We start from the raw sequence: 12,281 nt of genomic DNA on the forward strand, positions 1-12,281 counted from the left end.
AATGCATAGTTACAACAACATTTCTGGGCGCTTTCTAAGCACCGATACTGGAGAATAATATGACTGAAAAAATCGGCGTAATGGTATGCGGGCATGGCAGCAGAGACGAAGATGCCGTCACACAATTTGGTGCTGTTGCTAAGGGGATTGCAGAACGCCTTCCACAATATGAAGTTGATAGCGGGTTTTTAGAATTCGCAACGCCGGTTATCCGCGATGGATTGGATCGGCTTCGCAACAGCGGACATGCACATATTTTGGCCATACCAGGAATGCTGTTCGCAGCGGGCCATGCGAAAAACGATATACCGTCGGTACTTAATCAATATGCCGCTGAACATGAGGGGCTGAAAATTTCGTACGGCCGTGAGCTCGGTATCGATTTGAAAATGATCCGGGCCGCTGGCGATCGCATCAAAGAAGCTTTAAAGGCCTCTGACAATAGCGTGCCGTTGCATGAAACAATGTTGGTTGTCGTTGGTCGCGGATCTTCAGATCCGGATGCTAATTCAAATGCTACGAAGGTTATGCGATTGCTATGGGAAGGGCTTGGCTTCGGCTGGGGAGAAACCGTTTATTCCGGCGTCACATTTCCTCTTGTAGAGCCTGGCCTCCAACATGCCGCGCGCCTTGGTTATAAACGTATTGTCGTATTTCCATATTTCCTCTTCACCGGTATCCTGATTAAGCGCATTTATGACTATACGGACAAAGTGGCTGCCGCTCATCCAGATATAGAATTCATAAAAGCGCCGTATCTGAATGACCACCCACTGGTCCTCGATAGTTTCGCTGAGCGTGTCACCGAGATCCTTGAAGGCACAAACAATATGAATTGCGGTATGTGCAAATATCGGGAAAAGGCCCTTGGCTTTGAAGATGAAGTAGGACTGAAGCAAGAGAGCCACCATCATCATGTGGAGGGTATCGGGACCGGACAAGCCAAGCTACCTTCGCAAGCCCATGACCATACAAATAGCCATGATCACAGCCATAATCATGACCACCATCACCATCCCTACCCTTACGCTGATCACCCGCTCGGACCGGTTAGTATGAAAGAAGGCGACAAGTAGATACGATGTATAACTATCTGCGATCCCCGCAATCGATTTACGATAAATCCTTTGCCATAATACGAGAAGAGACTGATTTTTCAGGCATGAGCGATCCCATGCGGTCAATTGCCACCCGAATTATTCATGCGTGCGGCATGCCGGAAGTCTTATCCGAGCTTTCCTACAGCAATGATATAACGGAAGCGGCTATCTCTGCCTTGCAAAATGGTGCCCCAATTCTTTCCGATTGTGAAATGGTAACGCATGGCATTATCAAGCGTTTCCTGCCCGCAAATAACGACATCATTTGCACGCTAAACCGTCCAAATGTTCCAACTTTGGCGACGGAGCTGAACACAACCCGATCTGCGGCTGCAATAGAATTATGGAGTGATCAACTTGATGGCGCCGTTGCAGTCTTTGGCAATGCCCCGACTGCGTTGTTTCATCTACTGGAAATAATTAACGGGAATGGCCCGAGACCCGCCGCAATACTAGGCTTTCCGGTCGGCTTTGTTGGTGCTGCAGAATCCAAATCTGCACTCGCCGAAAACCTCCTCGACATTCCCTACATAACTCTTCTTGGGCGCAAAGGTGGAAGCGCGATGGCTGCTGCCACGGTTAATGCGATTGCACGCCTCGCAGGAGAGCAAACGTGACAGCTTGGCTTAGTATCGTTGGCATCGGTGAAGAAGGACTCTCCACCCTAAAACCCGAAGCACGCACCGCCATCGATTCAGCCACAATGCTTGTGGGTGGCGAACGTCATCTTGCATTGGTTCCCGATGATGGACGCGAACGGAAAACATGGGCCAGCCCACTAATGGATCTGGTTCATGAAATAATTGCTCGTCGCGGCGAGAAAATCTGCATCCTTGCAACCGGCGACCCACAGCATTTTGGCATTGGTGTTACTTTTACCAAGCGACTCCCGATCGATGAACTGGCAATTTATCCTTCGGTTTCCGCATTCAGCCTCGCTGCTTCTCGTCTGGGCTGGGATCTTTCTCATATCGATTGTTTGACTTTGCATGGCCGGCCGCTTGAATTACTGATTCCGAACTTAACCAACAGGGCGAAAATACTTGCTTTATCTGACTCTGGCAATACGCCATATGAGGTTGCAAAACTGCTGAGCACGCACGGTTATGGTCGTTCTGAGATGACCATTCTAGAGCATATGGGTGGACTGGACGAAAAAATCACAACAGTTGACGCGTTTCACTTGGGCGACATTCAGTTTCGAGACTTCAACACCATCGCCCTCAACTGCAAATCAGATTCTGGCACACAACTCTTGTCACGAGAGCCCGGCCTACCTGACACCGCCTTTGTGCATGACGGTCAATTGACCAAACAGGAAATTCGAAGTGTGACACTCGCGGCTTTGGTGCCGCTGCCCGGCCAACTCCTTTGGGATGTCGGCGCAGGATCCGGATCCATTGGGATTGAATGGATGAGATGCCACGGCTCCAATCAGGCAATTGCCGTTGAAAACCATAAAGAACGGCTCGGCTACATCCGCGAAAACAAATTGAAACTTGGTGTGCCGGGACTAACCATCGTTTCCGAAAAGGCTCCGGCGTCGCTTCAACATATACCGGCACCTGATGCAATATTTATTGGTGGCGGATTATCCGTCGAAGGTTTATTTGAAACCTGCTGGACCGCGTTAAAACCTGGCGGGCGACTGGTCGCCAATGCCGTCACAATTGAAGGTGAGGGTATTCTTTTTGACCAACATGATTTATATGGCGGTTCATTAACTCGCATTAACATTTCCCGGGCCGAAAAAATCGGAAAATTCAACAGCTGGAAACCCTTTAGGCAAGTGACGCAATATAGATTGATTAAACAATGACAGGCACTCTTTATGGCCTTGGAATAGGACCTGGTGATCCGGACCTTATTACCGTCAAGGCCTTAAAAATACTGCAAGCAACCCCCGTGTTGGCGTATCCCGCATTGGAAGACGGCGATAGTCTCGCCCGTGCAATCGTCGCGCCTCACCTCAACACGCCAAAAACCGAAATTGCCATCCGGATACCGATGACCGTTGATCGCGCCCCCGCACAAAAAGCGTATGATATTGCGGCACAAGAGATTAGCCGCCACCTCATTGACGGCCAAAATGTTGTTGTACTGTGTGAGGGTGATCCCTTTTTTTACGGATCCTTTATGTATTTATTCGGTCGTATAGCCGAAAAATTTCCTGTCGAGGTCGTTCCCGGCGTTTCATCTTTAACTGCCTGCGCGACAGCTTTGCAATCCCCTTTATCAGCACGCAATGATGTTCTCACAGTATTGCCGGCACCTCTACCTTCTGACATATTGGCAGCGCAACTGGAAGCAACAGATAGCGCGGCAATAATGAAAGTCGGACGCCATTTCGAGCGCGTCCGAGACCTCATTATTAATCTGGGGTTGGAAGACAACGCCCGTTACATTGAGCGCGCGACAATGGTTAATGAAAAAATTTTGCCTTTGCGGGAGGTACCTGCCGATGCGGCACCGTATTTCTCTATGATCCTCATCCATAAACGGGGACAAGCATGGAAATAAATCCTCCCGTCGCGATCGTCCTGCTTAATGAAAGTGGACGAACGACAGCCAATCAACTTCAAGCGCTCTTCCCGGACGCCCTAATCCATGGTTTAGCGGGCCGAGTGAAGCAAGCAGATCTCACATTTCAACAAACAGCTCTACATATACAGGAACTGTTCCGGGCGAAGACACCGATAATCGGAATTTGCGCGTCAGCGATACTTATCCGTTGTTTAGCTCCGGTTCTCGCAAACAAGCTTGCCGAACCCGCCGTCGTGGCCGTTGCCGATGACGGCACGAATATCGTACCGCTTCTGGGGGGCCATCATGGCGCAAATGATTTAGCCCGCGAAATAGCAGCTGCTCTAAATGGACATGCAGCTGTGACGACTGCCAGCGATGTTCATTATAATATTGCTCTTGATTCCCCTCCCGAAGGATTGGCTATCGCCAATTCACAGCATTTAAAATCATTTATGAGCGCCGTGTTGTCCGGTGAAACAATCAAACTCGTTGGCCATCACGACTGGATTGCGCACTCAAACTTGCCTTTTTCAGACGCGGGGCAATTAAATATTGAAATAACGACGCAAAGCCGGACTGGAAATGATCGCTCTCTTATTTTTCACCCGAAAACGCTTTCGCTCGGTGTTGGCTGCGAACGGAATACGGACCCGGCTGAAATCATCGGACTCGTAAAAACCGTTCTTGATGAGAACAATTTGAGCCCGCTTTCTATCGGCTGCGTCAGTTCTATTGACGTAAAATCAGACGAGCTGGCTGTCCATTCCGTTGCGCAGTATTTCGGCATGACACCTCGGTTCTTCAATGCAGAATTACTTGAAAAAGAAGCGCCACGCCTCAAAACACCCTCTGATGTTGTTTTTGCTGAAGTCGGTTGTCATGGCGTAAGTGAAGGTGCCGCCCTTGTCGCCGCGGGGGAAACCGGAAATCTAATAGTTGCAAAGCATAAATCCAAAAGAGCAACTACCGCTATCGCGTTAGCAACGGATCCACTTAAATCAAACAATATTGGGAACGCACAAGGCAAACTTTCAGTTATTGGTATCGGTCCCGGCCAAGATCTCTGGCGTACGCCTGAAGCCAGTCACCTCATTGCGGAAGCGACGGACCTCGTTGCTTATAGCCTATACCTGGATCTATTGGGGCCAAGCATTGCTGGCAAGACGCGCCATGATTACGGCTTGGGCGAAGAAGAAACGCGCGTAAGAGCTGCCCTTGATTTGGCTGCAAAAGGTAAGAATGTCGCTCTCATTTCCTCCGGAGATATTGGCATCTACGCGATGGCTACTTTGGTTTTCGAGCTTATCCAGCACGAGAAAAAATCAATGTGGGATCGACTTGATATTCAAGTAACCCCAGGCATTTCTGCTTTGCAGGCTGCCGCGGCACGGGCTGGCGCGCCACTCGGGCATGACTTCTGCACCATATCTCTCTCAGACCTCCTAACTCCGTGGGACGTTATAGAGCGTCGGATAGAGGCCGCCGCCGCCGGTGATTTTGTCATTTCATTTTACAACCCGGTTTCGCTCAAGCGGCGCACGCAATTGCATGCTGCCAAAGAAATACTGCTTCGCCATCGACCTGACAGCACGCCCGTTATCATTGCACGGAATTTAGGACGCGAGACAGAGAGTGTAGCTTTCGTTTCACTCATAGACCTTGATCCGGAGCAGGTAGACATGCTGACTTTAGTAATGGTGGGTTCTAGTGAAAGCCAGATAGCAGAAACAAACTCAGGCAACAAACGCTGGGTATTTACGCCGCGAGGGTACGCCGGGAAAATGAAAATTTCGACCTTAAAAACAGGAACGCAAGTATGACCGTCTATTTTATTGGAGCTGGCCCGGGCGCAGCTGATTTAATTACCCTTCGCGGCAGAGATCTCATTGCCGCATCTCCAGTTTGCCTCTACGCGGGTTCATTGGTGCCTGTGGAAATTCTCACGCACGCTCCCAAAGACGCGCTGATCATAGATAGTGCTCCTTTGACACTGGATGAGATTATTGCGGAAATGATCAAGGCCAACGATCAAGGATTAGATGTTGCACGGGTACATTCAGGCGATCCATGCCTATATGGTGCCATAGGTGAGCAAATGCGCCGGTTGGACGATTTGAAAATTGACTACACTATTACTCCAGGTGTTCCGGCCTTTGCCGCCGCTGCTGCCGCTTTAAAAACGGAGTTTACACTCCCTGAGGTCAGTCAAACCGTTATTCTGACACGGACTTCGATGAAAGCAACTGCGATGCCAAATCGTGAGGACCTGCCAACACTAGGATCCTCAGGCGCTACACTCGCCATTCACCTTTCCGTTCGCAATTTGCGTGCGGTTACCGCCGACCTCATTCCACATTACGGAGAAGATTGTCCTGTGGCAGTAGTCTTTAGAGCCAGCTGGCCTGACGAAAGCATTATTCGAGGCACATTGTCAGATATTCGTGAAAAAGTTAGGGCGGAGAAAATCACGCGAACCGCTCTTATTATTGTTGGGCGCGTTCTGGAGGCAAAAGACTATCGCGACAGTGCGCTTTATCACGCCGACCACGTCCACGTATTAAGACCGAAGCGCAAAGGCCAAAAGATAACGGCAGCGTCTACGACCTAAACAGCGCGATAACATCTTCTACTGTTGCCAGGGTACTTACTTTCGGCACTATCGGTCGGTCAATCATGATAACCGGAAGCTGGAGCGTGCGTGCAGCGACGATTTTTGCGAACGTTGCGGCACCGCCGCTATTCTTGCTTACGACAACATCCACTTGGTGTCGTTGAAGTAACGCAATCTCGTCGTCCATTTTGAACGGCCCGCGATCTTGGATAAAAAGGGTTTTGGAACCAACAGGTTCAAAAATTACCTTTTCAATACTCCTCGCGAGAAAAAATTTATCCGTCAGATCGGCAAAATGTTCAAGTTCTTGACGACCCACAGATAGGAAAACACGCGCATACTCTGCCAATGCGGGGGCGGCTTCCATTATTGTTGGAACGGAGATCCATTGATCTCCTGTCGTAGCCTCCCAAGGCGGTCGTTGGAATCGTATGTAAGAAATCTCTTTTGCTCGGCAAACGGAAGCCGCGGTTTGAGTTATTTTCGCGGCGTAAGGATGACTAGCATCGACAACCCATTGAATATTATTCTCATCCAAAAACCCTGCCAAACCATCGGCACCACCGAATCCACCCGTTACAACGAGCCCTTTCAATTCTGCCGGAATTTCTGTTCTGCCCGCGAGCGAAGTAACAAGCTTTACGCCCTCAAGCTCCTCCAAAACTGCGTTCACTAGTCGAGCTTCCTCTGTCCCACCAATCAACAATACACGCGTTTGATCATTCATGGCTTCGACCCACTAGTTGGCCTTCGCGGTCAAATATAAGTACTTCAATTACTGTCGATTTACCGCCGATTTCAGACGCGGTGATTTTTGCCTTTTCGGCTACCATGCCTGCTAACGGTAAATTGGATTGTCGCGCCCATTCGAGAACCTGCATCGCTGTGTTAGCTGTGCGGACTTTACGGATTAACTCTTCAGTTGCTCCAAGTTCTTCCAGTTGATCAGAAAGCCAATTGAAATCCACTCGACTACGCCCTGAATGCAAATCCATATGCCCTTGAGCCAGCTTCGTTATTTTTGCAAATCCCCCAGCGATAGTCAGCATCGGAATAGGATGTTTACGAATGTATTTCAAGACCCCGCCAGCAAAGTCACCCATATCCAATAAAGCAACTTCTGGTAAGCCATAAAGCTCGGTGACTGCCTTTTCAGATGTCGACCCTGTGCTGGCTGCTAAATGCGGTTCCCGTGCGGCTTTGGCGACATCAATACCGCGATGCAACGATGCGATCCAGGAAGCGCATGAATACGGCACGACAATTCCTGTTGTTCCCAGGACAGACAGTCCGCCAACGATCCCCAATCGTCCGTTCATGGTGCTTTGAGCTAGTTCAAGCCCATTTTCAATTGCCACTTCAATTTCAATATCAACCGGCCGTCTCCCCGCCGATGCCAGCTCTACAACAACATCCCTCATCATTTGTCGTGGCACAGGATTGATCGCTGGCTCGCCGACCGGTATGGGCAACCCGTCCAGTGTTACAATCCCCACACCTTCTCCTGCCCGAAAGATCACTCCATCGCCACTTTTCGCTTTTCTAACAGTAACAATAATACGCGCTAGATGGGTCACATCAGGATCATCACCGGCATCTTTAATGATGCTCGCCGAAGCGTAATCCGCCCCTTTTTCTTCTGTGGCGAGAGCAAACGCTGGTTTCTGCCCCTTTGGCAGGGTAATTGTTACCGGATCGGGAAACTCGCCGCCAAAAAACGCTGTTAGAGCGGCCTTCGTTGCAGCAGTTGCACAGGCACCCGTTGTCCACCCAAAGCGCAGTTCTTTTTTATCCGGTTCTGTCATATTGTTATTTATAGGCTGACATGTCACAGATGGCTAGGCGTAGACAAAATACATGTGTACAAGACAAATATGGATAGAATTTTAAAAAATATACCGGCCTTCGAACCAGGTTCGGTATGGTTAGTAGGCGCCGGACCAGGCGATGCGGGTTTGTTGACTCTTTACGCCTATGAGGCTCTCCGTCAAGCTGACGTTCTTGTCTATGATGCGTTGGTGGGAAAAGATATTTTGCGCCTGACTGGGCCAGATACCTTATTGGAATATGCAGGTAAACGTGGAGGGAAACCATCTGCAAAGCAACAAGATATTACCGAAAGACTGATCACCTTAGCGAAAGAAGGTAAAAAGGTTCTTCGCCTTAAGGGCGGCGACCCATATATCTTTGGTCGAGGTGGTGAAGAAGCCCTAACGCTTGCAGCACATAATATCCCTTTTCGAGTTATCCCCGGTATTTCATCGGGCGTCGGTGGCCTTGCCTACGCCGGCATTCCACTTACACACCGAGATACAAATTCGGCTGTTACTTTTTTGACTGGGCATGACGCGACGGGCGACGTTCCAAATGTCGATTGGGAGCATATTGCCAAGGGCTCCCCGGTAATTGTTCTGTACATGGCGCTTAAGCATATTGAAATAATTTGTGACCGTCTGATAGGATTTGGCCGCTCACCAGATGATAGCGTCGCCGTCATTTTCAAGGCGACGACGGAAGATCAGAAAGTTGTCGTCACCGATTTGAAAAATGCGGCGCGGGATGTCGTCGCAAGCGGTCTAAAACCACCTGCCCTGATAGTCATTGGAGAAGTCGTAAAATTGCGCCCCCAATTGGATTGGTTTAGCCACTTCCTCAACCAAGCAAAAAAAAATTGACCATGGAGGAAAAAGTCGCCCCCTCGTTGATTATAGGCGCACCGGCTTCCGGTTCGGGGAAGACAACCCTCACCCTCGCAATTTTACGGGCTTTGTACCGTCGTGGTCGTTCTGTTAGTTCCTACAAAATAGGGCCAGACTATATCGACCCTGTTTTTCATCGACAGGCATCCAATCTCACCTGTTACAATATTGACCCTTGGGCCATGTCATCGCAGACGATTCCCAGTATATTGTATGAAGTATTGAAGAACAAAGACATCGCCATAGGTGAAGGCGTTATGGGTCTCTTTGACGGTGCGCAAAACGGGAGTGGATCTACCGCTGATATTGCAGTCGCCCATGATATCCCTATCGTGCTTGTTGTCGATGCAAAGGGGCAAGCCGCCAGTGTGGCTGCCTTGTTGACAGGTTTTAATTCGTATCGTAAAGATGTCTCCATCGCCGGTGTTATATTTAACAAAGTTGGTGGACCGGGTCATGTTCGATTACTCTGTGAGGCAGCAGAAAAGGTTGGCCTCCCAATGCTTGGTTGCGTTCCAAAATCAAACCTTCTCGCGCTAGATCACCGACATTTGGGCCTGGTGCAGGCGAGGGAAACACAGGGACTTGAGAATTTCTTAAACGCTGCTGCAGATTTAGTTTCCGATCATGTTGATTTGACGGCTCTCAGCAATTTGGCACGTCCTGTTGCTGGAATCACGCAAAACCCACTTAAAATTCTTTCCCCAATTGGCCAGCATATTGCAATCGCGGACGATGACGCCTTTTCCTTCACCTATCCACATATACTTGAGGGCTGGAAAAACGCCGGCGCGTCTCTTTCTTTCTTCTCTCCTCTGCGCAATCAGGTACCCTCTGCGCAAGCGGATGCTATTTTTCTACCGGGTGGTTATCCCGAGTTGCATTGCGAAAAACTCAGCAATAATTCCCAATTCAAGGCAGCAATGATCGCCGCCGCTGCAAACGGCGCAAAGATTTATGGAGAATGCGGTGGGTTTATGGCCTTGGGAGATTGCTTGATAGATAATGAGGGACACCCGCATCAAATGTTAGGTTTGCTACCAATCACAACGTCCTTTTCCGAACCAAAGCTTCATCTCGGATACCGGAACGCCATCCTTCAGCAAGATAGCTTCCTCGGATCAAAGGATACTCTGTTCAAAGCCCACGAATTTCATTACGCGCATATGACTGCGACATCGTCACAATCGGCTTTATTCGGTATTTCTAACGCACGCGACGAAAACTTGGGTAGCGTTGGCGCTATTTCAGGAAATGTCGCGGGATCCTTTATTCATCTAATCGATAAAGTGACGTTATGAGAGAAATAACTTCACCCGAACTAACCCTTATCCTTGGTGGCGCGCGATCTGGTAAAAGTCGGTTTGCGGAAGATCTCGTTATACAAACGGCACTCCCCAGAATTTATCTTGCCACTGCCCAAGCCTATGATGAAGAGATGACCTCCAGAATTTCCAATCATAGAAGTGAACGGGGAGAAAATTGGGTAACCGTTGAAGAGCCGCTGAATCTATTGCAGGCTCTGCAAGAATATTCTTCCGTTACGAATATCGTTCTCGTCGATTGCTTGACGCTTTGGGTTAGCAATCTGATGGGAGAAGGGTATTCCGTTGAAAAGGCCATTGATCAATTGATCGATGGATCGCACGACTTTCGCGGATCCATTGTTTTCGTTTCCAATGAGGTCGGTCAGGGCATCGTTCCGGAAAATGCCATGGCCCGGGAATTTCGCGATCATGCCGGTCGGTTGCATCAACGATTAGCAGAAAAAGCAAATTCGGTTTATTTTGTTACTGCCGGTCTCGCACGAAAGCTAAAGTGACTTTATGACGACAAACCTCTCAAACGACAAAGTACCTTCTTACAATGGAACCTGGACCCAGGATTTTCTGGTAACGTTGGTTTTTTTAACACGTCTGCCTATTTCGCTTCGATTTTCCTTTGATATGAGTGCTTTGAAATCTGCTTGCCGTTGTTTCCCGTTGATTGGTATTATTGTTGGCGGCCTTTCTGGAGCCGTCTTCATAGTCGCAATTGCAATTGGCCTATCTCCCCTCCTTTCGGCTTTCTTAGCAATTGCGTCCCAAACTCTCCTAACCGGTGCTTTACATGAAGATGCAATTGGTGATGTTGCCGATGGGTTTGGCGGTGGTACAACCCAATTGAAAAAACTTGAAATTATGCATGATAGCCGAGTGGGAACCTATGCTGTTCTTGCTTTGATTTTTATTATTGGTATGAAAGTCGTCGCTCTTTCAAGTCCCGTCAGTCCGATGATGATCTTTGCAATTCTTGTTTCTGCAGCCGCTGTCAGCAGAGCACTTATGACGTGGGGAATGTATTTAATGCCATCTGCCCGAACCGACGGTTTGGGCCATGGCGCAGGTCGTCCGCCAATACTAGCTCCCCTTTCGGCAACTGGCATTGCTGTTCTCGTCGCTATCATCTCTCTTGGAAATCTAGTCGGCGCGACCGCCCTGCTCGCAGCTATAATCGGTGCGGCTGTGATGGGCTTTATTGCTTATAGACAAATAGGCGGCCAAACCGGAGATGTGCTAGGTGCTATCCAGCAAGTCTCCGAACTGGCATTCATTGTCGCCTGTGTTGCTCTTCTTACTTGACGCGAAGAACCTAACCTTCGATTTTTTCGACACCATCAAACGTCAGAACAGCATCTTCGCCAAGAGTGATCGTTCCTGCCGCGTCTTCAGAAAGAAAGATATCACCATTGTCCGCAGTTTCGACAGATCCACTGGTAAGATTGAGCCAGTCACTCAGGTCACCGGAGGGCAACCCATCTGACAATGCGATCGTATCAGACCAACCACCGCCGTCTCCCCCAATGAACGTATCTGTTCCACTATCCATACCAAAGAAATAAATGTCACTTCCATCACCACCATGGGCATAATCGTCGCCTGCCCCGCCGGTCATTTCATCATTTCCATCTTGGCCATACATACGATCATTGCCATCGTCGCCTGACATTTTATCATCGCCATCGCCGCCGTATAGACGATCTTCACCGTCGCCGCCAGTTAGCGTGTCGTCCCCATCGCCGGCGGTTAGATAATCGTTGCCGTCACCCGCATCTAATTTGTCATCCCCGGCATCTCCGATTAGCGTGTCAGTACCATCGCCGCCCGAAACATTATCATTCCCTTTTCCACCATGCAGGTAATCAGTTCCATCACCGCCTGTAAGCTTGTCATCACCATCTTGACCATACAGCGTATCATCGCCGGTATCGCCGGTGAGGCGGTCGTCGTCATCCCCACCGTACATACGATCGTTGCCATCACCACCGGTGAGCTTGTCGTCGCCGTCGCCGCCGTTCACGTAATC

Annotated in this window: 13 protein-coding genes; 10 read left to right on the forward strand and 3 right to left on the reverse strand. The window is 49.4% G+C overall.

The genetic code is table 11. The annotated features are described in order from the left end of the window. Positions 1–59 precede the first annotated feature (59 nt). From V7723_RS09550 to cobM, 6 genes are read left to right on the forward strand one after another with little or no spacing between them, the layout of a single operon-like run. On the forward strand, positions 60–1,076 hold the full coding sequence (locus V7723_RS09550; protein WP_335684234.1) for a sirohydrochlorin chelatase: 1,017 nt from the start codon (positions 60–62) through the stop codon (positions 1,074–1,076). A gap of 5 nt (positions 1,077–1,081) precedes the next feature. Beyond that, a complete protein-coding gene (locus V7723_RS09555) occupies positions 1,082–1,717 on the forward strand; it encodes a precorrin-8X methylmutase (RefSeq protein ID WP_335684235.1) in 636 nt (211 codons plus the stop codon). Continuing rightward, positions 1,714–2,919 (forward strand): precorrin-6y C5,15-methyltransferase (decarboxylating) subunit CbiE, encoded by a 1,206-nt coding sequence (gene cbiE / locus V7723_RS09560; RefSeq protein ID WP_335684236.1) that lies wholly within the window; start codon positions 1,714–1,716, stop codon positions 2,917–2,919. The genes V7723_RS09555 and cbiE overlap by 4 nt, the downstream gene beginning before the upstream one ends. Next, a complete protein-coding gene (cobI, locus tag V7723_RS09565; RefSeq protein WP_335684237.1) occupies positions 2,916–3,620 on the forward strand; it encodes a precorrin-2 C(20)-methyltransferase in 705 nt (234 codons plus the stop codon). The genes cbiE and cobI overlap by 4 nt, the downstream gene beginning before the upstream one ends. Beyond that, on the forward strand, positions 3,611–5,446 hold the full coding sequence (gene cobJ / locus V7723_RS09570) for a precorrin-3B C(17)-methyltransferase (protein ID WP_335684238.1): 1,836 nt from the start codon (positions 3,611–3,613) through the stop codon (positions 5,444–5,446). The genes cobI and cobJ overlap by 10 nt, the downstream gene beginning before the upstream one ends. Beyond that, positions 5,443–6,234, forward strand: a complete 792-nt coding sequence (cobM, locus tag V7723_RS09575) for a precorrin-4 C(11)-methyltransferase (RefSeq protein ID WP_335684239.1) — start codon at positions 5,443–5,445, stop codon at positions 6,232–6,234. Before cobJ ends, cobM begins: the two co-directional genes overlap by 4 nt. Here cobM and V7723_RS09580 read toward each other — a convergent pair. Both V7723_RS09580 and V7723_RS09585 read right to left on the reverse strand, forming a co-directional pair. Then, the gene (locus tag V7723_RS09580; protein ID WP_335684240.1) at positions 6,224–6,964 is read right to left on the reverse strand and encodes a cobalt-precorrin-6A reductase; all 741 of its coding nucleotides are present in this window, start codon (positions 6,962–6,964) and stop codon (positions 6,224–6,226) included. The genes cobM and V7723_RS09580 overlap by 11 nt on opposite strands. Further along, entirely contained in the window at positions 6,957–8,042 is a 1,086-nt protein-coding gene (locus tag V7723_RS09585) for a cobalt-precorrin-5B (C(1))-methyltransferase (RefSeq protein WP_335684241.1), read from the reverse strand. Before V7723_RS09585 ends, V7723_RS09580 begins: the two co-directional genes overlap by 8 nt. A gap of 69 nt (positions 8,043–8,111) precedes the next feature. On the opposite strand from V7723_RS09585, the gene cobA reads away from it, so the two are divergent. Genes cobA through V7723_RS09605 form a run of 4 tightly spaced genes read left to right on the forward strand, consistent with a single transcriptional unit; the run spans position 8,112 to position 11,557 of the window. Beyond that, the gene (gene cobA, locus V7723_RS09590) at positions 8,112–8,912 is read left to right on the forward strand and encodes a uroporphyrinogen-III C-methyltransferase (protein WP_335684242.1); all 801 of its coding nucleotides are present in this window, start codon (positions 8,112–8,114) and stop codon (positions 8,910–8,912) included. Positions 8,913–8,914: 2 nt separating this feature from the next. After that, the gene (locus V7723_RS09595; protein WP_335684243.1) at positions 8,915–10,237 is read left to right on the forward strand and encodes a cobyrinate a,c-diamide synthase; all 1,323 of its coding nucleotides are present in this window, start codon (positions 8,915–8,917) and stop codon (positions 10,235–10,237) included. After that, entirely contained in the window at positions 10,234–10,758 is a 525-nt protein-coding gene (gene cobU, locus V7723_RS09600; protein WP_335684244.1) for a bifunctional adenosylcobinamide kinase/adenosylcobinamide-phosphate guanylyltransferase, read from the forward strand. The genes V7723_RS09595 and cobU overlap by 4 nt, the downstream gene beginning before the upstream one ends. A gap of 4 nt (positions 10,759–10,762) precedes the next feature. Continuing rightward, the gene (locus V7723_RS09605; protein WP_335684245.1) at positions 10,763–11,557 is read left to right on the forward strand and encodes an adenosylcobinamide-GDP ribazoletransferase; all 795 of its coding nucleotides are present in this window, start codon (positions 10,763–10,765) and stop codon (positions 11,555–11,557) included. 10 nt (positions 11,558–11,567) lie between these two features. Here the strand turns inward: V7723_RS09605 and V7723_RS09610 are convergent. Next, the coding region (locus V7723_RS09610) for a calcium-binding protein (protein WP_335684246.1) at positions 11,568–12,281 on the reverse strand (714 nt) is incomplete at its 5' end.

The sequence above is a fragment of the Sneathiella sp. genome (assembly GCF_036960985.1).
Taxonomy (GTDB): Bacteria; Pseudomonadota; Alphaproteobacteria; order Sneathiellales; family Sneathiellaceae; genus Sneathiella.